General features: G+C 37.9%; 26 protein-coding genes and 3 pseudogenes. 20 read left to right on the forward strand and 9 right to left on the reverse strand.

Translation table 11 applies throughout. The annotated features are described in order from the left end of the window. The first annotated feature begins 112 nt into the window (after positions 1-112). Genes ACLKMH_RS01330 through ACLKMH_RS01340 form a run of 3 tightly spaced genes read left to right on the forward strand, consistent with a single transcriptional unit; the run spans position 113 to position 1,412 of the window. Positions 113-622 (forward strand): outer membrane protein, encoded by a 510-nt coding sequence (locus tag ACLKMH_RS01330; protein ID WP_413700562.1) that lies wholly within the window; start codon positions 113-115, stop codon positions 620-622. Between the two features lie 21 nt (positions 623-643). After that, the gene (locus ACLKMH_RS01335) at positions 644-865 is read left to right on the forward strand and encodes a hypothetical protein (protein WP_413700563.1); all 222 of its coding nucleotides are present in this window, start codon (positions 644-646) and stop codon (positions 863-865) included. Position 866: 1 nt separating this feature from the next. Further along, positions 867-1,412, forward strand: coding sequence for a GNAT family N-acetyltransferase (locus ACLKMH_RS01340; RefSeq protein WP_413700564.1), 546 nt, complete (start codon positions 867-869; stop codon positions 1,410-1,412). 234 nt (positions 1,413-1,646) lie between these two features. Here ACLKMH_RS01340 and ACLKMH_RS01345 read toward each other — a convergent pair whose 3' ends face one another. The 7 genes and pseudogenes from ACLKMH_RS01345 to ACLKMH_RS01375 all read right to left on the reverse strand — a co-directional run. After that, the gene (locus tag ACLKMH_RS01345) at positions 1,647-1,970 is read right to left on the reverse strand and encodes an ABC transporter permease subunit (protein WP_413700565.1); all 324 of its coding nucleotides are present in this window, start codon (positions 1,968-1,970) and stop codon (positions 1,647-1,649) included. Then, complete coding sequence (locus ACLKMH_RS01350; RefSeq protein WP_413700566.1) at positions 1,945-2,496, reverse strand: carbohydrate ABC transporter permease; 552 nt, start codon at positions 2,494-2,496, stop codon at positions 1,945-1,947. The genes ACLKMH_RS01345 and ACLKMH_RS01350 overlap by 26 nt, the downstream gene beginning before the upstream one ends. A gap of 76 nt (positions 2,497-2,572) precedes the next feature. Continuing rightward, a complete protein-coding gene (locus ACLKMH_RS01355; protein WP_413700567.1) occupies positions 2,573-3,373 on the reverse strand; it encodes a carbohydrate ABC transporter permease in 801 nt (266 codons plus the stop codon). A 58-nt stretch (positions 3,374-3,431) separates the two neighbouring features. Beyond that, a complete protein-coding gene (locus ACLKMH_RS01360) occupies positions 3,432-4,721 on the reverse strand; it encodes an ABC transporter substrate-binding protein (RefSeq protein WP_413700568.1) in 1,290 nt (429 codons plus the stop codon). A 52-nt stretch (positions 4,722-4,773) separates the two neighbouring features. Further along, positions 4,774-5,775, reverse strand: coding sequence for an ABC transporter ATP-binding protein (locus tag ACLKMH_RS01365; RefSeq protein ID WP_413700569.1), 1,002 nt, complete (start codon positions 5,773-5,775; stop codon positions 4,774-4,776). Then, positions 5,772-6,326 (reverse strand): DeoR/GlpR family DNA-binding transcription regulator, encoded by a 555-nt coding sequence (locus tag ACLKMH_RS01370; protein WP_413700570.1) that lies wholly within the window; start codon positions 6,324-6,326, stop codon positions 5,772-5,774. The genes ACLKMH_RS01365 and ACLKMH_RS01370 overlap by 4 nt, the downstream gene beginning before the upstream one ends. A 51-nt stretch (positions 6,327-6,377) precedes the next feature. Beyond that, positions 6,378-6,476, reverse strand: a pseudogene (locus tag ACLKMH_RS01375) (DeoR family transcriptional regulator); the annotation flags it as partial. Positions 6,477-6,967: 491 nt separating this feature from the next. Between ACLKMH_RS01375 and phnD the strand changes: the two are divergent. Genes phnD through ACLKMH_RS01400 form a run of 5 tightly spaced genes read left to right on the forward strand, consistent with a single transcriptional unit; the run spans position 6,968 to position 10,278 of the window. Further along, complete coding sequence (gene phnD, locus ACLKMH_RS01380; protein WP_413700571.1) at positions 6,968-7,909, forward strand: phosphate/phosphite/phosphonate ABC transporter substrate-binding protein; 942 nt, start codon at positions 6,968-6,970, stop codon at positions 7,907-7,909. 8 nt (positions 7,910-7,917) lie between these two features. Beyond that, the gene (gene phnC / locus ACLKMH_RS01385; protein WP_413700572.1) at positions 7,918-8,694 is read left to right on the forward strand and encodes a phosphonate ABC transporter ATP-binding protein; all 777 of its coding nucleotides are present in this window, start codon (positions 7,918-7,920) and stop codon (positions 8,692-8,694) included. Beyond that, positions 8,694-9,482: a phosphonate ABC transporter, permease protein PhnE gene (gene phnE, locus ACLKMH_RS01390; protein WP_413700573.1), complete on the forward strand. Its 789-nt coding sequence runs from the start codon at positions 8,694-8,696 to the stop codon at positions 9,480-9,482. Before phnC ends, phnE begins: the two co-directional genes overlap by 1 nt. Then, the gene (locus tag ACLKMH_RS01395) at positions 9,470-9,772 is read left to right on the forward strand and encodes a hypothetical protein (protein ID WP_413700574.1); all 303 of its coding nucleotides are present in this window, start codon (positions 9,470-9,472) and stop codon (positions 9,770-9,772) included. The genes phnE and ACLKMH_RS01395 overlap by 13 nt, the downstream gene beginning before the upstream one ends. Further along, entirely contained in the window at positions 9,700-10,278 is a 579-nt protein-coding gene (locus ACLKMH_RS01400; protein ID WP_413700575.1) for a PhnE/PtxC family ABC transporter permease, read from the forward strand. Before ACLKMH_RS01395 ends, ACLKMH_RS01400 begins: the two co-directional genes overlap by 73 nt. 173 nt (positions 10,279-10,451) lie before the next feature. Here ACLKMH_RS01400 and ACLKMH_RS01405 read toward each other — a convergent pair whose 3' ends face one another. After that, positions 10,452-11,324, reverse strand: coding sequence for a LysR family transcriptional regulator (locus ACLKMH_RS01405; RefSeq protein ID WP_413700576.1), 873 nt, complete (start codon positions 11,322-11,324; stop codon positions 10,452-10,454). A 163-nt stretch (positions 11,325-11,487) separates the two neighbouring features. Between ACLKMH_RS01405 and ACLKMH_RS01410 the strand changes: the two are divergent. The 12 genes and pseudogenes from ACLKMH_RS01410 (at position 11,488) to ACLKMH_RS01465 (ending at position 19,988) form a co-directional block, all read left to right on the forward strand. After that, positions 11,488-12,443 (forward strand): annotated as a pseudogene (locus ACLKMH_RS01410) (amidase family protein). Continuing rightward, entirely contained in the window at positions 12,406-12,861 is a 456-nt protein-coding gene (locus tag ACLKMH_RS01415) for a hypothetical protein (RefSeq protein ID WP_413700577.1), read from the forward strand. Before ACLKMH_RS01410 ends, ACLKMH_RS01415 begins: the two are co-directional and overlap by 38 nt. 123 nt (positions 12,862-12,984) lie before the next feature. Continuing rightward, on the forward strand, positions 12,985-14,016 hold the full coding sequence (locus tag ACLKMH_RS01420; protein ID WP_413700578.1) for an ABC transporter substrate-binding protein: 1,032 nt from the start codon (positions 12,985-12,987) through the stop codon (positions 14,014-14,016). Further along, positions 13,991-14,620, forward strand: a complete 630-nt coding sequence (locus ACLKMH_RS01425; RefSeq protein ID WP_413700579.1) for an ABC transporter substrate-binding protein — start codon at positions 13,991-13,993, stop codon at positions 14,618-14,620. The genes ACLKMH_RS01420 and ACLKMH_RS01425 overlap by 26 nt, the downstream gene beginning before the upstream one ends. Before the next feature lie 8 nt (positions 14,621-14,628). Further along, a complete protein-coding gene (locus tag ACLKMH_RS01430; RefSeq protein ID WP_413700580.1) occupies positions 14,629-15,249 on the forward strand; it encodes an ABC transporter permease in 621 nt (206 codons plus the stop codon). A gap of 2 nt (positions 15,250-15,251) precedes the next feature. Further along, complete coding sequence (locus tag ACLKMH_RS01435; protein ID WP_413700581.1) at positions 15,252-15,629, forward strand: ABC transporter permease subunit; 378 nt, start codon at positions 15,252-15,254, stop codon at positions 15,627-15,629. Between the two features lie 17 nt (positions 15,630-15,646). Further along, positions 15,647-16,531 carry an ABC transporter permease gene (locus ACLKMH_RS01440; protein WP_413700582.1) on the forward strand — a complete coding sequence of 295 codons (885 nt, stop codon included), beginning with the start codon at positions 15,647-15,649 and terminating at the stop codon, positions 16,529-16,531. After that, positions 16,518-17,147 (forward strand): ABC transporter ATP-binding protein, encoded by a 630-nt coding sequence (locus ACLKMH_RS01445; RefSeq protein ID WP_413700583.1) that lies wholly within the window; start codon positions 16,518-16,520, stop codon positions 17,145-17,147. Before ACLKMH_RS01440 ends, ACLKMH_RS01445 begins: the two co-directional genes overlap by 14 nt. An 8-nt stretch (positions 17,148-17,155) precedes the next feature. Next, positions 17,156-18,199 carry an ATP-binding cassette domain-containing protein gene (locus tag ACLKMH_RS01450; RefSeq protein ID WP_413700584.1) on the forward strand — a complete coding sequence of 348 codons (1,044 nt, stop codon included), beginning with the start codon at positions 17,156-17,158 and terminating at the stop codon, positions 18,197-18,199. A gap of 316 nt (positions 18,200-18,515) precedes the next feature. Continuing rightward, positions 18,516-18,965, forward strand: coding sequence for a MarR family winged helix-turn-helix transcriptional regulator (locus tag ACLKMH_RS01455; RefSeq protein WP_413700585.1), 450 nt, complete (start codon positions 18,516-18,518; stop codon positions 18,963-18,965). Between the two features lie 267 nt (positions 18,966-19,232). Further along, positions 19,233-19,700: pseudogene (locus tag ACLKMH_RS01460) on the forward strand (Dps family protein). Positions 19,701-19,796: 96 nt separating this feature from the next. Next, positions 19,797-19,988: a DUF4250 domain-containing protein gene (locus ACLKMH_RS01465; RefSeq protein ID WP_413700586.1), complete on the forward strand. Its 192-nt coding sequence runs from the start codon at positions 19,797-19,799 to the stop codon at positions 19,986-19,988. Between the two features lie 213 nt (positions 19,989-20,201). Here ACLKMH_RS01465 and ACLKMH_RS01470 read toward each other — a convergent pair whose 3' ends face one another. Next, positions 20,202-20,759: a TetR/AcrR family transcriptional regulator gene (locus tag ACLKMH_RS01470; RefSeq protein ID WP_413700587.1), complete on the reverse strand. Its 558-nt coding sequence runs from the start codon at positions 20,757-20,759 to the stop codon at positions 20,202-20,204. Positions 20,760-20,854: the final 95 nt, after the last annotated feature.

The following is a 20,854-nucleotide window of genomic DNA, read 5'->3' on the forward strand; positions in this document are numbered from 1 at the left end:
CTCTCAAGCAATAAAGCTTAAAACTAATACGAGATAAACAAAGGACATATTATGAATAACAAACTTTACACTCTTACTATTGCAGGATTATTAGCACTATCCGCCGGAAACAGTGAACGCGACTGAAAAGCAAACGTCTTTAAAAGTTCTACTTGGAACAAAATCATTAGATTCTAACTGGGGAGTTGATGACTCGATGGCCACTATTGGTTTTCTATATACTTATCAGCCAACTTCCATGCCTATCGGTCTTGCAGTTGATCTATATGGTAGCGGTAATGAAAATAAAAGCAGTGGAATGAAGACTGACACGACAATAGGTGAGGTCAATCTAGGCCTCAGATGGCAACCTCAGATCATGGGTCCCTTGTTTCAACCATACGTTGGTGCTGGCATCAGTTTTGCAAAAACAAAGCTTCAACAGGATGATTTTAATGTGAAGCAAACCTACGAAGATAATGGCACTGGATACTGGCTTGGAGGCGGAGTTGACTACCTATTCACTCAGCACTGGTTAGTTGGCGTTAACGCTCATTACTCAAGTGTTGACCTCAAAGTCAACAAACAGGAGCGAGATGCAGGAGGATTGGGGTTAGGATTGACTGTTGGCTATCGATTCTAATCATCATAAAGGGAGCACGATATGTACAGCTCGCATAAAGATAGATTAAGGACTTACAAAATATGTGTTGAAGAGGTATTGTCGCCAAATTGGCAACAAACCTTTTCTGACCTGACCATTACAAGGTCAACACAGGGTACTTATATCGAAGCTGATTGTCAGGACATGGCTGAACTGTACGGTGTCATTCAGATCATCTTTAACATGGGACTTACTTTACAATCTGTTATCAGGAAGAAATAAAATGTTTAAGCTTGAAACGCAAAGACTGATTTTACGTGATATGAAAATAAGCGATGAAACAGATTTTGTTGCAATTTCTCAAGATGTTAAATATCAGCGCTTCTATGACGAATCAGATTGTGACCCTGATAAATACCGCCAGTTGACTAGGCTATTTATAGAGCAGGCCCAAGAAGATCCTCGCACTTCATATCAATTAGCCATTGAACATAAGCCGACGGGAACCTTTATAGGTACTGTATGCTTACGAATTGAAAAGGATAATCAGGCGTCAATTGGCGCCGGGTTATCAAGAGAGTTTCAAGGAAGTGGTTATATACAGGAAGCGACTAAGGCTTTAACTGAACATGGTTTTTCTAAATTAGGAATACATCGAATATACGCAGAAACCATCAGTGAAAATAAAGCGACCATTAAACTCTGCCAATCTTTAGGCATGAGAAAAGAAGCACATTTCAAAGAACAAAGGTACTTTAAAGGACGTTGGTGGGATAGCGTGGTATTGGCAATACTAAAGTCAGAATGGTTAAAGAGAAATGTCAGCTGATTTATAGGATTCGATAAAAGTTTAATATGTATAAGTTAATAAACGGGTGACTGTCAGATTAAGCCTGCACTAGTTCTCTTGATTCTACTTACTTTATTAGTTTAAGTATATTAGCGTAGCTAACCTCTTGAAATGCGATTACATTTAGAATTGCATTATCATATATACCCGTTACCAATCGAGATGCTTTGTTCAGTCGTTAACTCGGACTGCGAGGTAAGCATCCTTAACAAATTATTTCAGCCCCGCGTTCATAAATGACTGCATAAATTGGCGTTGAAAAAACAAAAACATAGCAAGTAGAGGTGATATTGCAATCAAAGTACCAGCACTCAGTATTCCCCAATCGACTCCCACTTCAGGTGAGCCAAAAAGTGCAAGTCCTACAGTGATAGGACGACTATCCTCAGTATTAGTCACAATAAGAGGCCAAAGAAAATTGTTCCAGTGATAACTCAAGGACACAAGTGCATAGGCTAAGTAGGTTGGTTTAGCTAAGGGCACATAAACCTTCCATAAAATAGATAGGCGACTAAGACCTTCCACACGCGCAGACATCTTCAAGTTCCTGGGGTATTTGCATAAAAGTTTGACGCAATAAGAATATACCAAATGCACTTGCAATATATGGCAAGGAGATTCCCAAATAGGTGTCAACGGCCCCCAATTTAGCAACCATTAAGTAGTTTTCAGAAATTAAGGCTTCCGGCATAACCATTAATTGGATTAAAACAAAAGCAAACATTAACGAACGGCCTTTAAATTGTAGCCTTGCTAATGCATAAGCGGCTAATGTGCAAACAATTACCTGAAGGATAAGTAAGATACTAACCATTGCAAAGGTATTCCACAGATACCGGACAAAGGGAGCGACTTCCCATGCATGATGGAAATTTTCTAAAGACCAAGGTCGACTTAAGTCTAAATGAATGGCATCAGATCCAGAATGAAATGCGACCCAAAACATATAAAGTAAAGGCAATATCCACAATATACCGACAACCCAAGTCGCAGATATATTCAGAAAACGGCTCGCTTTTAGTAACCATCCTTGATGCTCACTATTAATAGCAAATGTGCTCATCGGTAATGTACCCTCTTATTACTTAAAGCAAATTGAATTGCAGAAAAAACCGCTAATAAAAGCAATAAAACAATAGTTAGGCTAGCCGCATATTCTTGGTCAAAAAATGCAAAAGCCGTTTCATAAATATAATAAAGTAATAATTTACTCGCATTATTAGGCCCACCTTTGGTGAGAATAAAAGGTGGTCTACAACTTTAAATGCATTAATCACCGCATTAATAAACACAAATAAGGTTGTTGGGCCAAGTAGCGGTAATATAAAACGACGTAAACGATAAAAATAACCAGGCGCTTCAATTCTTGCCGCATCATTCAGTTCACTTGGAATTGCCTGCAAAGCGGCTAGGTAAAAAATCATAAAGAATCCAGCCTCTTTCCAAATAGCCAGCATCATAATAGATCCCAAGGCCATATCAGGATCTCCTAACCAGTTGTACCCTTGAATACCAAATATTGCTAATGCTCGATTAAATAGTCCAATATTTGGGGAGTAAAAGAATAACCATATATTAGCAGCAGCGACCATTGGCAACATAGTAGGAAGAAAAAAGGAAAGTCTAAGTAAACCGCGCCCAATAAACTTTTCATTCACCCATAGTGCCATAATCAATGCTAAGATCATTGAGCAAGGAACTGTAATTAAGCCATACCATAGATTATTAGTTAATGCTTTCCAGAAAACAGGGTCATAGGCTAAGTCAGAAATATTATCAACAAGTGCGAAATAGCTTTCATTTTCATAATTAGTGGAAAACAAGCTAGTATAAAATGCATTCCCTGCAGGAATATAGGTAAAGCAACTCAATAGAACTGTTGCGGGAAGCAATAGCATCCAAGCAAAAAGTGCATTAGAATTTTTTAAAGAATTCAGCATAAAGTTATTAACCAAACATGCTGAAAGGTATTACCTTTCAGCAGTATATAAAAAGAAACTAACCGCGATTTGCCCGACGTAAAATTCTATCGGCCTGCGTTTGTGCTGAATCTAACGCTTCTTTTGCAGAACTTTGACCTGTCAATGTTGCTTGAATTGCATCATCTAAAACACTACGTACCCTGCCTGCCTCATAAGTTGCCAGTTCAGCCGTTGCCACACTCAATTGATCGCGAGCAACCAAAGCTTGTGGTGTGTTTTGCACATGTAATTTCATTTCAGGTGTTGCATAAGAAGCCTCACTAACTCCAACGTAACCTGTTTCAATACTCCACTGAGCACTACGTTCTGGAGAAGTCATGAATTTAACTAAACGGTATGCGGCTTGTTGCTCTTCTTTTGTACCACTATTGAGTAAGTAAAAATTACCACCTCCAGTTGGAGAGCCTGGTTCAATGTGAGCAGGTAACTGCGCGACACCAACATCAAAAGTTGCATTTTTCATTACTGCAGTTAAATTGCCTGTTGAGTGCCACATCATCGCTGTTTTCTGTTCCAAGAATTCTTGGCGCAATGTTCCCCATTCAATTGTTCCTGTTGGCATTACTTGGTATTTGTTACCCAGATCTCGCCAGTATTGAAGTGCTTCAACCATATTGTCTGAATTGAAGTTAACTTTAGTACCTTCAGTATTCATTAGTTGCTCACCTTGCTGTTTAGCAAGTGCGCCAAACATCCAATAAGGATAACCTGTTGATGGAATCATCACCCCCCAACGCTCGGTTTCGCCCGATGCAGATTTTTTCACTAACTTCGATGCAGTGTCGCTCATCTCTTCCCAAGTAGTTGGCGGTTGGTCTGGATTCAAACCCGCTTCACGAAATGCATCTTTATTGTAATACATCACAATTGTTGAGCGTTGGAATGGAATTCCGTAGGTTTTACCATCTACTTGCCCGTTCGCCATTAATGCAGGATAAAAACTTTCTAACCATTTCTTATCTTCTTCTGTTTTAATGAAATCATTAAATGGCAAAATAACTCCACGTTGTTTTAGTGCAAGCATATCAATCGAAAACATAACCGATGTTTGAACTGCTTTTCCTGATTTCATTGCGACTAATGCTTTTACTCGTGTATCGTTATAGTTACCTGCATAAATCGCATTAACATTAATATCAGGGTTTGCACTTTCAAAGTCATCAACCATTCCATCAACAACTTTTGTTAATGCACCACCTACTGCAACTGGATAATACATTGTTAAGTCAAGCTGTTTAGCACTTACATTAATTGCACTCAGACTAACGGCCAATCCTAAAAAAGAAAGTTTGTTGTTAAGCTTCATTGCTTTGTCTCCATTGGTATTTTCGGTTTTTTTGATGGTATCAATCCGTCATTTATAAAGTGACAGAATGAGTAATAATCGTTTCATTTTTTGCACAGAATTTATGTTGATCTGACTGCTTCCAATTAATATAAATCACCTGATTTTTATCAAACTGTTGCCAACGGTCTACCTTGATCAATACCTTCGAATCATTCAATAAACTCACTTTTAACAAAGTACTATCACCATGATAATCAGTATGAATAACACGCCCCATCAGTCCTTCATCAGAAATTCGAATATTTTCAGGTCTGACACCGATCAATTCTGTTTGCTCTGGCAATACAAAAACATTCATTGCTGGAGAGCCAATAAAACGTGCGGTAAAGGCATTTTGAGGCTGGCTATATAACTGCTGAGGTGTACCTAGTTGCTGAATTTCCCCCTTATTTAGAAGTACAATTCGATCAGCCATCGACATGGCTTCCACCTGATCATGGGTGACATAGATAAGTGTTAAACCAAGTGACTTTTGTAACTCTCTAATTTCTGTGCGCATCTCAGCTCTCAACTTGGCGTCAAGGTTGGATAGAGGCTCATCCATCAGGCAAATAGGATGCTTGCTAACAACGGCTCTAGCTAATGCAACACGTTGACAGCGCCCACCGCTTAACTGACTTGGTAATTTATCTTGTTGACTAGTTAAAGAAACAAGCTCTAACACATCTTTTAATCGGGCATCACGCTCAGACTTTTTAATGCTACGTGCTTTAAGACCAAATTGAATATTTTCTTTAACTGATAAATGGGGGAAAAGTGCATAGGACTGAAACACCATTGATATATGACGGTCTGCTGGAGATACTTTGGTGACGTCTTTACCATCAATCATTATCCTGCCAGAAGTCGGAGGTTCTAACCCCGCAAGGATACGTAATAAGGTAGACTTACCACAACCTGAAGGCCCAAGAAGCGCAATAAACTCTCCTTGCTGTACTTCTAAACTAATATTATTTAGGGCAGTAAAGTCTTCAAACTGTTTATTTACCTTATCAATGCTGAAATAACTCATAGGCTTGCCTCAACAATATTCAACTGAACCTGTTGAGTCGCACAAAGCTCTATCAGTTCATCCGCCTGACAATCGCTATAAAGCATATCGATATCTTCAAGTGAAGATATACAGACACTAGCATTACGCAGGTATTTACTCGCATCTGCCAGTAGAACTCTTTTACGGCTATTTTTTAGAATCGTTTTTGTTAGCTCACCTTCATCAAACTGAAACTCTAATAATTCACCTTGTCCAGAGATTCCGCCGACTCCCAATATGGCAACATCAGCTCTAAATGAATTAAAGAAATTTTGAGTATGAACGCCAGATATATCTCGATGTTGATGACGTAACCGACCACCCGCGATCCAAACATCTATGTTTGGCAAATGAGTCAAATGAGAGACTGCATCAAGATTATTAGTCACAATCGTTAAACAAATATCCGCCGGTAATGCTTTCGCAAACTGAGCCACTGTGGAGCCATATCCGAGAAATACTGTATTTCCTGAGCAAACTTCCTGCAAAGCGGCGACACAAATTCTTTGTTTAACAGATGCGTTAGTCACCACGCGCTTCGAAATGGACAGGTTATCTTGAGCGGGTGGTAAAGTGATGCCACCATGTTGTTTACGTGCAAGCCCAGATTCACAGAGAGCATTTATATCACGACGGATTGTTTGCGAAGTTACTTGGAACTCTTTTGCTAAATCATCCGTGAGTAGATTTCCTGCTCATTTAATAACGATAATATTTTTTGTTGACGTAAATCCATAAATTCATTTGAACCTTTATTTATTTTCAAATGAATATAAAGGTAATTTATGTCAATTTTATTTCAGTAATATTATTTGTTGAATAAATCTGCTGAATTGTTTTTATTCTAAAAAATATCGAAAAATTAGCTTTTACTGTTATATATAATGCAGTCATATAAAGGAATGAAAAGAGAAAAGTATTTTTTAAACAGATACTTGTGATGTCATTATGATATTACTTTATAAACAAAAATGTTCATATGAAATCGTGATTTTATTTTTAAGTCCATAAAAAACAACTTAACTGATACAGTATTTATCATTCTGCTTATCCTGAGCAGAAGGACAATAAAAGCAAATCTGTCATATAGTCGCCACACTTCATATCCATTATCGCGTATAGCCTCTCTTAAGGTTACAAATAGATCATTACTTATTTTTGGAGATATTTCATGAAACGCGTATATGGATTACTTTGTGCTTCACTATTAACAGCAGGTACAGCACAGGCAGAATTTACCCTAGATAGTCGCTATGTCGATAATGACAAAGACTTGATTGCAGACATCCCAACAGATAAATCTAAACAAATCGATCCGAGCACACTTATTTTTGCTTACACACCCGTTGAAGATCCTGCGTTATATGTAGATGTATGGTCTGACTTTCTTGAACATATGGAAACAGTAACAGGTAAAAAAGTTAAATTCTTCCCTGTTCAATCTAACGCGGCTCAAATTGAAGCAATGCGTGCAGGTCGTCTTCATGTAGCAGGCTTTAATACTGGCTCAAATCCGCTTGCAGTCGCTTGTGCTGGTTTCCGCCCTTTTACTATGATGGCGGCAAAGGACGGCTCTTTTGGTTACGAGATGGAAATCATCACTTACCCAGGTTCTGGTATTAATTCACCAGCAGATATTAAAGGTAAAAAGCTAGCATTCACTTCACAAACTTCTAACTCAGGGTTTAAAGCACCTTCTGCCATTCTAAAGGCTGACTTTAACCTAATCCCTGAACGTGATTTTGAACCAGTATTCTCTGGTAAACACGATAATTCAATTCTCGGTGTGGCAAATAAAGATTATCAAGTCGTCGCAGTTGCAAACTCAGTACTAAAACGCATGCTTGCTCGTGATGTTATTCAAGCTGAGCAAGTTGACTCTATCTACAAATCACAAACATTCCCAACAACGGGTTACGGTATCGCTTATAACCTAAAACCAGAATTACAGGAAAAAATTCAAGAAGCATTTTTTACCTTTAAATGGGAAGGAACCAAACTTCAGCAAGAGTTTAAAGATGAAGGACAGTTCTTACCAATTACCTTCAAAGAAGAATGGGATGTTATTCGTAAAATCGATACTGCAAACGGTGTCTCATATACCTGCCAATAGGAATCTAAGTGCTTAAAATTGAACATCTAAAAAAGCGCTATAAAACGGGGCCTTGGGTCTTGAAAGATATTAACTTTCAAGTTCCTAAGGGAGAAATTGTTGGATTAATCGGCCCCAGTGGGGCTGGTAAATCCACGCTTATCCGTTGTATTAACCGCTTAATTGATCCATCCGAAGGTCAAATCTATCTGCAGGATATCTGCCTCAGCGAACTAGCGCCAAAACAGATCCGCGAACAGCGACGTCATATTGGTATGATCTTTCAGGAATACGCTTTAGTTGAAAGACTTAGTGTAATGGAAAATGTGCTTTCAGGTCGACTCGGCTACCTGCCCTTTTGGCGTTCCTTTCTGCGCCGTTATCCACAGCATGATATCGAAAATGCCTTTGAATACCTTGAGCGTGTTAGTTTGATTGAGCATGCAAATAAGCGTGCTGATGAACTTTCCGGAGGGCGCTGTCAGCGTGTCGGAATCGCACGAGCATTAGCACAGGAGCCTCAACTGCTATTGGTTGATGAACCAACAGCAAGTCTAGACCCTAAAACATCACGTCAGATCATGCGCCTTATCCAAGATATTTGCCGTGAAAAAGGCTTGCCAGCCATCATCAATATCCACGATGTTCCTTTAGCGATGCAGTTTATGGATCGTATTATTGGTCTACAGGGTGGTGAAATAGTATTTGATGGAAAGCCTGAACAATTAACTGAAGAAGTTTTAACGCGTATCTATGGCGATGAAGATTGGCATCCAGAAAAACAACAAGATGAGGAGGTCGCCTAATGCGTACTTGGCAAAGACCTCATTATCTTGTGCCCAATAAGCACTGGCGGATCGCTCTTTGGCTCCTGTTTGCTCTTTACCTGTTAATCGGTATTGGTAGCGTTGAGGTTAATTGGATGCGAGCTTACGAAGGTTTAGAACGAGGAGCTCGCTTTCTTGAAGGTTTCTTACGTCCTGATTTTACCAGTAGAGCAACGGATATCTATGCAGGTATTTTAGAAAGTCTCACCATAACCGTTACATCTACCTTTGCAGGCATATTGCTTTCGCTACCCTTTGGCGTTGGCGCGAGACGTAATATTTCGCCAAAGCCTATTTATCTCTTCTGTCGTGCTTTTATCGCCCTGTCTCGTTCAATGCAAGAAATTATCGTGGCAATATTTCTGGTTGCTCTATTTGGTTTTGGCGCCTTTGCAGGTTTTTTAACGCTAACCTATGCAACGATCGGATTTCTCGGCAAGTTGATAGCAGAAGAAATTGAAGGAATCGATCGCAAACAACTCGAGGCAATCACCTCCACTGGCGCGTCTTGGTTGCAACGAGTTCATATCGCTATCTGGCCACAGGTTATGCCTCGTATGGTGGGATTGTCCTTTTATCGATTTGATATCAACTTTCGAGAGTCAGCAGTCATTGGCATTGTTGGTGCAGGTGGTATTGGAGCAACTTTAAACACAGCGATTGATCGCTATGAATATGATTCTGCAGGCGCAATCCTTATTTTAATTATTATTATTGTGATGGCCTGTGAGTATCTTTCTGGATGGATAAGAAAATGGATCAGCTAAATCAAAATAAGTTGTGGGAAGCAAATACAAAACGTAAAGCATGGATTGTGTGGAGTGGTTGGTTTTTAACTGTTTTACTAACAGTTTATTGTTGGCTAGTCATGACAGAGGAAACTATCTGGTATTTTATCTACGATGCACCGACTCAGGGAGCAGACTTATTAAACCGCATGTTTCCACCTAACTGGTTGTATATTAATAAGCTTTATAAAGCACTGTGGGACACCTTAAATATTGCAACATTAGGCACATTGCTCGGTGTTATTCTAGCCTTTCCCGTCGCTTTTTAGCGGCCAGAAATACGACACCATCGGTACTTTTTGTACGCCCTATTGCACTATTTATTATTGCGGCTTCTCGCTCTATTAACTCGCTGATATGGGCACTTCTATTGGTTATGATCCTTGGCCCTGGGATACTTGCAGGCATAATCGCAATTGGCTTAAGGTCGATCGGTTTTGTGGCCAAGTTGCTCTATGAGAGCATTGAAGAAACTAACAGCATCAGTATCGAAGCCATTGAGTCAACAGGCGCATCTCGTTTTCAAACCATTGATTACGCAATTATCCCACAAATACTACCAACCTTTTTCAGTATTGCTATCTTCCGCTGGGATATCAACATTCGCGAGTCAACTATATTGGGACTTGTTGGCGCAGGAGGGATCGGCTTATTCCTTTCATCATCACTAAATGTACTCGCCTGGCCACAGGTCACCCTGATTATTATTGTGATCCTAGCAACTGTAGTCGTGTCAGAATTTGTCTCTGCAAAGGTTAGAAACCTATTGATATAATAAACTAATCAAATTTTTCAGTTTAATCGAGTGCTTTGTTTAAACACGAATTAAAGCACTCCTCCCATTAGTCCTAAAAAATAAAATATCTTAAAGGGAGAATAATCAAGAAGCCTCACCTTAACTATCAGGACTAGAACACCTTTTGGCTAACTATTGAGAAAGAGTTTGTATTAATTGCTCTGCAAAACGAGCAGCGACCGTAGGCAATGTACGGCTTTTTTCTGTATTAAATACATACTACCCGCGACCATATCTGCTTTAGATAAAGGAACTGCTACTAAACCAATTTCTTTCAATATTTGAGGCAGGCCAATTTCAATTTGAAAAGTAATACATCCTTCATTAATAACATGATTACGCAGAAATTCGAAACTATCGGACTCAACAGCAGGAGAAAGGTCTAATCTTGACCAATTAGCTTTAAAATCTAAAATCTTACGTACTCCATATTCACTAGTAGGAAGTGCTAAAGGATAGTTAGTACAGTCGCTGAGCTTTAACTCTTCTTTTTCTGCCAACTCATGATCAATTGGCATAATTGCATAGAGTTGTTGCTCTTTACATATAAGTACCTGTAATTCATTCATATGTACTGGCTCAAATACGATTGCTAAATCGACACTATTATCTAGAAGTGTTTCTTCTGTCGCTTTACGATCCCTTAAATAAAGACTAAAAGTGACCGCTGGATGTTGCCCACGAAATTTAGCGATTTGTTCAGGGAAAAATGACGTGAGTAATGCTTGGCTACAGGCAATATTTATATGTCCACGTCGAATACCACTAAGATCTGAAATTTGACTTTTTACTCGTTCAAGATCAGCTATCTGTTTTTGTACATGGTGCAAAAATAGTTCCCCCACGACAGAAAGTCTCACTCCTGTTGCTTGGCGTTCAAATAACTTTTCATCTAACTCAGCTTCCATTGCCAAAATACGTCTATTGAGGGCTGTTGATGTGATTGATAACTTATCTGCGACTTTACGTATTGAGCCAGTTTTAGCTACTACCTGAAAATAACGAAAGTCTAAAAATTGTTTCATGCATCAATCCATTCTCAAAAGCTAAAAACTAAAAACTAAAAGCTCACTATATTGCAAAACCCATAACCAGTGCAATATTTGCATCGCAATAATGCAAAAGTAACAGCATACAGCATCACCTTTAATTGCTTTACTACATATATTGTTAACTGCAGGAGGAATTATGTTAACCAACCTTTCTTTTACAATTGATTCAATACACAAAGCATATCATTCGGGATTAAAGCCTAGTGAAGTTATTGCTGAATCATTATCTCGTATCTCTAAGACTAACGACGAAGGCATCTATTTATATATGTCCAGTGATGAACAGTTATCTAAAGCGATTGAAGAACTTGGCCCTTTTGACCTTGATTTAAAGCCTCTCTGGGGTATCCCATTTGCCGTAAAAGATAATATTGATGTTGAAGGAATGCCAACAACCGTTGCTTGTGAAGAATATAAATACGTAGCAAAACAAGATGCTTACGTGATTTCTTTGTTAAAGAACGCAGGGGCAATTGTTATTGGTAAAACAAATTTAGATCAATTTGCAACCGGACTAGTTGGATTAAGAACTCCCTATCCAGCTCCGAAAAATGCAATCAACCCTAAACTCGTTCCTGGTGGCTCTAGTTCAGGTTCAGCAGTGACGGTTTCACATAATCATGTTTGTTTTTCATTAGGTACAGATACAGCAGGTTCAGGACGAGTTCCTGCGCACTTAATAATATTGTGGGTCTTAAACCAACATTAGGCAGTATTTCTGCACAGGGTGTTGTACCTGCCTGTCGTTCTCTTGATACTGTTTCTATTTTTGCATTAACGGTTGAAGATGCTTCAAAAGTTTATGCACAGTGTCGCCAATACGATGACAAAGATGCCTTTTCAGTACCTTATACTGGCCAAGAAAAGCAAGAATTTCCAACTCAATTCACTATGGCAATCCCTGATTCAAATAGTTTGATAATAGATGAACCCGAACAAAAAGAAGCTTTTGAACAAGCACTTGAGTATTGGAAGAATAAAGGAGCCAAGCTGATTGAAATAGATTTCAACCCTTTCTATGAAGTAGCAAAACTACTATATGAAGGACCTTGGGTTGCAGAAACGATTAGCGACATTAACTCCATTTATTGATCAACAACCGCAAGCACTTCACCCAATAACACATAAAATAATCACTTCAGCACATCAATTTTCTGCTCGAGATACATTTAATGCGTTTTATCGTTTACAAGCATTACGTAAACAAACCAGTGCTATTTTAAAAGATATAGATGTTATGTGTGTCCCTTCTATACCAGGGATGGTTTATACCAAAGATATTGAATTAGATCCTATCGCCCCTAACAGTCGCCTTGGAACCTACACAAATTTTGTAAATTTATTGGATTTATGTGCGATAGCCGTTCCAGGCAAACTACGTAATGATGCATTGCCTTCCAGTATTACTTTAATTGCTCAAGGTCAATGTGATGCATTAATTCATACCCTTGCTACTCAATATCATAGAAATCAATGCTCATATTTAGGGGGTAACAAATCACTCAATTAAGTTTCAACACCAGATTTAAAAACATGTAAGTGCAGATCAGTTATTAATTAGCCAATTATGTGGATGAAGGAAATTATTCTTTCAAATAACTATTAACTTTATTTTTACACCTAAGGAGGGATTATGATAAATAATCTAAAAAACAAAATAAAATTACCTACTAAAGCAAGCTTATACGCGTTACTTGCAGTTTCTACACTGGGCTCTGTAATACCAAGTGCGCAAGTCGCTTCTCGCGAAGATACATTAGTTGTTGTTTCAGGTGGAAGCATTAATAGTTTAGATCTTCATCGAGCGGGAACAAACCGACCAAGTTATCAAGTTGCGATTAATATGTATGACCGCCTTGTGACTTTCGGTATTAAAGACACTGGTGATGGAAACCTTAAATATGACTCCGAAACAATTAAACCTGAGCTTGCAACGAGTTGGGAAATATCAGAAGACGGATTAACCTATTTATTTCATATTCGTGAAGATGCCACTTTTTGGGATGGTTCTGACATCACTGCTACAGATGTAAAATGGTCGTTTGATCGTGCTGTTAGTTTAGGTGGTTTCCCTACGGTGCAAATGAAAGCTGGTGGACTTGTTTCCCCAGAACAATTCTCTGCTGTAGATGAGCATACATTCAAAATCACTATGCCAGAAGCAAGTAAGTTAACACTCCCTGATCTAGCTGTTCCCATCCCTTTTATTATTAACTCAGATGTTGCCTTAGCTCATGCAACAGAAGAAGACCCATGGGCAACTGAATACCTACATAAAACACCAGCAGGTGGTGGTGCTTATATGTTAGAAAGATGGAATCCTGGACAACAGCTTGTTTATAAACGTTTCGATAAATGGAAAAATGGTTCTTTACCAGAAATGCAACGCGTGATTGTACGTGAAGTACCAAGCTCAGCAACACGTCGTGCTTTAATTGAACGTGGTGATGCCGATGTTGCATTAAGTCTGCCAGCAAAAGATGTTAAAGAATTACAAGCAAATAAAGACTTAAAAGTATCTAGTTCTGCAATTGATAACACAATACATGCGATTGGTATGAATATGCAGTTTGAACCTTTTACTAACAAAAAAGTTCGTCAAGCGATAGCCTACGCAATACCTTATCAGCAAATTTTTGATGTTGCGAGCTTATGGTATGGGTGAACCACTGTGGGGACGTAAAACAGAAAAAGCAACAAGTCCTGTTTGGCCTCAACCTTTTCCTTATACAACAGACTTAGAAAAAGCCAAAGCTCTACTTACTGAAGCCGGTTATCCAGATGGGTTCACTGTTCCTATTTCAATTGATTTAGGTTTTGCGCAATGGACTGAACCAACGGCCTTACTGCTTCAAGAAAACCTTAAAGCAATTGGCATTGAATCTCCTGTTAATAAAATACCTGGCGCAAGCTGGCGTACTAAGGCATTAGTTGAAAAAGGCTTAGAATTACACCTTAAAAACTTTGGTGGTTGGTTAAATTATCCTGATTACTACTTCTTCTGGGCTTACATCAAAGGTCACTTATTCAACTCAATGAACTATGACAATGCTGAAATTAAAGGTTTAGTTGATAGTACATTAAACATGCCTGTTGAAAGTGAACAATATGCTCCAAATGTTTTACGTATGATAGATGTTGCAACAGATGAAGTGCCAATGATTCCATTATGGCAACCTTCCTTAGATGTTGTAATGCGTAACAATGTAAGTGGATATGTGAACTGGTTCCATCGTCAATTAGATATTAGAGCATTTACTAAGGAGTAAGGGATCCCATGATCTATGACAAAGTGACTTTGATTTTCAAACGTCTGATGTTAGCGATCCCGACACTATTGGGGGTGCTTGTCATCTCCTTTAGTTTAACTCGTGCACTTCCTGGAGACCCTGCGGTTTATTTTGCAGGGGCAATGGCTGATGAAGCTTCTATTCAGCAAGTGCGTGAAAAGCTCGGCCTTGATCGAACACTAATGTATCAATTTATAACTTACTGTAAAAATATTGCTCAGGGAGAATTTGGACAAAGTCTCAGTACAGGACAGAGTGTTAGTGAAGAACTTAAAACACGTCTTCCTGCTTCTTTAGAGTTAACGTTATTTGGTTTATTTTTGGCGCTTATAACATCCATACCATTGGGTATTTTATCAGCATTAAAACCTAATACATGGATAGATCATCTTTGCCGAATATTAGTCACCGCTGGCGCATCAACCCCGATTTTTTTCAGTGGATTATTTTTAATGTTTATCTTCTATTACATTTTAGGGTGGGCCCCTTCACCAATTGGCAGGTTAGATTTTATCTATTTTGCACCACCACATGTAACAGGATTTTTTACTATTGATGCTTTAATCGCATCGGATTACGAAACCTTTTTGCGGCGCTTTCACAGCTAATATTGCCAGCTGTTACTTTAGCCTTATGTGCGCTTGCCCCTATTGCAAGAATGACTCGTTCTTCAATGATCACCGCACTAGGCAGTGAATATGTAAAAGCGACCAAAGCAAATGGCATTAAATCTTCTGTACGCATTTATGTTTATGCTCTACAGAATGCTTCATTACCTCTATTAACTGTAATTGGCTTAGTATTTGGTTTCTTACTTGGCGGTAATGTATTAGTAGAGAAAGTCTATTCATGGCCTGGAGTAGGTTCATTTGCTATTGATGCATTAGTTGCATCTGACTACTGTTGCGATTCAAGGGTTTGTACTGATTATGGCCGTACTATTCGTTACTTTAAATTTAATTATCGACATTCTATATACACTTTTTGATCCGAGGATGGGACGTAATGAATAATACTGTGACTGAGAAAGAAAGCTTATTACACAGGTTGTGGTTTTTAGCACGAAAAAATCCCCTTTCTCTTATTTCATTAGGGTTATTTGGTTTTTATGTTTTTATCGCGCTCACCGCTAATTACTGGGTGCCTTTTGACCCACTTAAAAGTAACACTGCGATAGCGTTAGAAGCGCCAAATATCTCTCATTGGTTTGGTACCGATCACTTAGGAAGAGATGTCTTTTCACGCGTGATGGTTGCAACGCGTTTAGACTTAGGCATTGCTTTTACTGCCGTTGCAATTAGTTTCGTTATCGGAACAGCACTAGGCAGTATGGTCGCTTACTTTGGAGGTTGGTACGAACGTATTATCTGTCGAGTGGGTGATATTGTATTAGCTTTTCCGTTATTTGTGCTCGCGATGGGCATTGTTGCTGTAATGGGAAATTCACTTATCAATGTAATTTATGCAACGGCAATTATTAATATTCCTTTTTATATTCGTATAGCAAGAGCAGAAGTCAGTTTACAACGTGATCGTCAATATGTTCAGGTCGCATTATTATCAGGAAACAGCCATATGAGGACTTTACTGCATCATATTTTCCCTAACTGTTTACCCAATTTGGTAGTACAAATTTCAACTAATATGGGTTGGGCAATACTTAATCGCTGCCGGGTTATCATTTATTGGCTTAGGTGGTTCGTCCACCAGTCTGCTGAATGGGGTATTTTGGTTGCCGAGGGTGCTGACTATATTATTTCTGGTCAATGGTGGTTAGTTCTGTTTCCTGGATTTATTCTCATGCTAGCCGTATTCAGCTTTAACTTACTAGGTGACACATTACGTGACCTCGTTGATCCTCAAAAAGGACTTAATAATGGAACAAAATAAGAATCCTTTACTTACAGTCAGTCATTTAGCTATCGATTTTGAAACCCGATCTGGCATTGTTAGAGCCGTTGAAGATGTCAGCTTCACTCTAAATAAAGGTGAAACATTGGCATTAGTTGGTGAAAGTGGCAGTGGAAAATCAGTCACCGCATACAGTATTCTCAATCTGCTCGATAAAAATGGTCGATTAGCAGAGGGAGAAATTAATTACCATGGTATGGCACTCCATAATGCGGATAAACAGATGCTAAGTGAAGTTCGTGGTCGAGAAATAGCGATGATATTTCAAAACCCGATGTCAACATTAAACCCTATACGTAAAGTAGGTGAGCATCTTAGTGATATGTTACGAACGCATGGCTTCCCTTCTTTCTCGACAATTAGTGAGGAGATTACAAAACTATTACATCAAGTAGAAATTTATGATGTTGAAAGGGTGAGAAATGCTTATCCCTTCGAACTTAGTGGTGGTATGTGTCAGCGAGTCATGATTGCACTAGCATTAGCTTGTAAATCCAGAGTGCTAATTGCAGATGAACCAACAACGGGGTTAGATGTAACAACTCAAAAATCGATCATGGATTTAATTGATAATCTGGTAAAAAAGAAGGTTTAGCCGTTATCTTGATAACTCATGATCTTAGCCTTGCTTCTCAATACTGTGATAAATTTGTCGTTATGGAAAAAGGACGAGTAGTAGAACAAAATACTCGAGATAAATTCTTTAGCGAATCTAAACACCCCTATACACAAAAACTATTGCTAGCAACGCCAGCCAGAAGCGAATCTGTTGCTAACTTAACAGCAGAACTCCCTTCTTATTTAAAATTAGCAGAACCGGTTATTTCTTCTCAACCACTAATATCTATTACAGGCTTACGTAAAGTTTATGGTGAGACAAAAAAATCGTGGCTTCCATTTAAAAACACTGAAAATAAGCCTTTTGTAGCAGTTGCGAATAGTAATTTTGAAATATTTCCTGGTGAATGTGTAGGGTTAGTAGGAGGTTCTGGCAGTGGCAAATCAACGACCACACGCATGTTAACTCGTCTAGAAGATCCCTCTGAAGGAAAAATTATATTCGATGGTATTGATATTACTGAAATATCTAGCCATTCATTTATAAGACATCCCCTCAGAAAAGAAATACAAATGGTATTTCAAGATCCCACCGGCTCTTTAAATCCACGTCATTCTGTTTTTGATTTAATTGCAGAACCTTTATTAAGGTTAGGCCCTCAAATTAATAAACAGGATTTAAAGGTTAAGATAGAGAAGTTAGCAGAGCAAGTTGGTTTACCTTTATCACTTATTAATCGTTTGCCTCACCAATTAAGCGGTGGACAGAAAGCAAGGGTTGGCATTGCTCGTGCAATTGCTCTTCAACCCAAATTACTCATTTTAGATGAACCGACCTCGGCATTAGATGTTTCAGTGCAAGCAACCGTACTACAATTATTAGAAAAGCTACGCCGTAAATTAGGACTAAGTTATTTATTTGTTAGTCATGATTTACACGTTGTAAAAATGTTGAGCCAGAGAATATTAGTCATGAAGGAGGGTGAGATAATAGAACAAGGATCGACAGACATAGTAATGAATACTCCTCAACATCCCTATACAAAAGGATTGATGGAAGCGATGCCTATAGAAAAAGAGTATGCTTAAGACTAATTACCTTTGCTGACAATTAGAACAAAAATATTACCTCCCATATTTTTGTTCTTTCCACATTAAAATTATAAATCATAATGAGGTACGGTGGCTTTGGAGTACTTGTCTCGCCTTAAAACCTTGATACTTTTATCGCGTTTTTATTACCCATTTTGTCACATTAACAGGCCCTTTTATTACAGACAAGGTAATGTTAGTAACAAGTAATCCTTCAATATTTATAAGTTAAGCGTAAATAATATTAAGTGAATTGACATGAAGTCAAAATATAGTTAGCATGCTAACTATATTTTTAAAGTGAATAATATAAATGTCCGATAACAACAATAACTACAACATGAGTGAATCGATACCAATGTTGATGTCTAGCTGTGTGAAGTATATGCGTGAAACCTTAAACTCTCGTTTTATACACAACGGATATGCCATTACATCTGAGCAATGGATGTTATTAATGTGTTTAGGTAAGCAAGATGGCGTAACACAGCAAGAACTTGCTAAATGCTCTGATATTTCAAAAGTGTCTGTGTTGAATTTAATTAAGAAACTTGAGAAAAATAATCTAATTATACGTCACCCTGACCCAGTGGATGGACGCTCTAATCGCGTTTATTTAACCGATGAAGGACGAAATATACAGTGTGAACTTATTCCTTTTGCTAAACAAAATACAAAACAAATTATGGCTGGCATTAGTGAAGAAGAGTTACAACAAGTAAGGTCAACCATTAAAAAAATGCTAAATAATTTAAATCGCTAATTTAAATTATTTATTTGAAGCAATAGTTAGCATGCTAACCACAATGGATTAAAAATAAATACAATAAAAAGTATCTTGTAAAAATTTGGCAATATGAATTGCACGGTTTTCCGATCAATATCATAGGAAATATATAAAAAACTATGACAGAATAAAATTATTACTCTGAAAGAGGTAATAAAGTATTTCAATAATAATTAGCTACTAGAGTTTTTAATTAAACAATTTAGCAAACTTAAAAACAACAATCTAACCAAGGAAAATAAAATGGACATAGGCATTAATGAACAAGATAGAATTGAAATAGCATCAGGCTTAAAACGCTTACTTGCTGACTCTTATACTTTATATCTACAAACACATAATTTTCACTGGAATATCACAGGGCCACAGTTTCGTGAATTGCACCTTATGTTTGAAGAGCATTACACTGAGTTATCAACAGCCGTTGATGATATCGCAGAGCGTATCCGTGCATTAGGTATTGCGACAGACCAGGTACTTACAAAGAGTTTAATGAATTAACTTCAATCGAAGAAGTTGCTGGTATTACTGATGCAATGCAAATGGTAGCAATTTTAACTGCATCTCATGAACAAGTTATTAGAAACCTGTCGTGAAGTATTAAAATTAGCTCAAAAAGCAGATGATGAATCTACTGCATCGATTGTTTCTGACCGTATGCTGACTCATGAAAAAACGGCATGGATGCTTCGAGCAACCACACAGTCTTAGGGTCTACCACTATATTTCCCCTATGATTTAGCCACATCAGGTATCAATAATAGATACTTTTATTGATACCTATATTTAATTTAAAAGGATAAATATATGTATTTAGATAATTTAGAAAAAATGGACCCAGTCATGGCCATGAGCATTGTTAATATGAAATTACGCAATGAGTTTAACGGAAACCTCGATGAATTAGCAAAAACCTATGACATTGACCGTAAGCACCTTGAAGAAAGATTAAAAACGGCTGGTTTTCTCTACCACGAAGAAATTGGTCAATTTAGATAAAACTAACAAGAATAACAAAATTTAGCTAATAGTAAGAGCAAAATAGCTCTGGACTACAGGTGGATGATTTTTGACTCTGCAGGTATTTTTATGGCTTACCCCAAAAACCAAAATATATGAATTTATTGCTTTCTTCTTTGTTAATAGTCACTTCTACCTTAAGGGCTAAACTTCAATGTAGGGCGATAACAAACACCACATCGACTCTTTAAGTTACCTAAGCACAAATTTTTCATAGCTTGTCGCCATTTCTAAGGGAGATTCTTGCATACCATTTTCCACCCAACGCTTAAGGAGCATCCATAAACCAGAGGCGATAAAATCCCGATGATAATCAAGCATATTTCGATTATCAAATTGTGCATTAAATACTCTTTCAGCCTCAGCTTCTATTGGGTTATGTTTAAAAAATCGAATAAATTCATCTAAAACCAAAATATAAATATCGTTGCGTAACAGCACATGAATAAACTCATGATGCTTTTTCCAATGAACAAAAGCAGTATAAGCAAGATCACAAATAGTTGGATCAACAAAGTGAGAGGCCTCTTGTTGATACTCTATTGTCATACATTGAATGTAACACCTGAGTATGTCTTCTTTACTTTTAAAGTGATTATAAACGGTCGCTCTAGCCACATCCGCTTTCTGTGCAATTTGCTGGATAGTAATTTTTTGAAAGTCATATTCACTAAGAAGTGCAATAAATGCATCTACAATTTCTAATTTTGACTTGCTTAAACCAGGAAAGTCTTTGCGAGATAATTTCATGACTCTTCTCCACTTTCTAACTTGAGAATTCTATTTTTATCACTTTTCAAGTTCATGGAAGTACAGAGCAATAAAAATTAGACAGATGAATAAAT

Origin of the sequence: Psychromonas sp. KJ10-10 (assembly GCF_047323245.1) — a bacterium.
GTDB lineage: Bacteria > Pseudomonadota > Gammaproteobacteria > Enterobacterales > Psychromonadaceae > Psychromonas.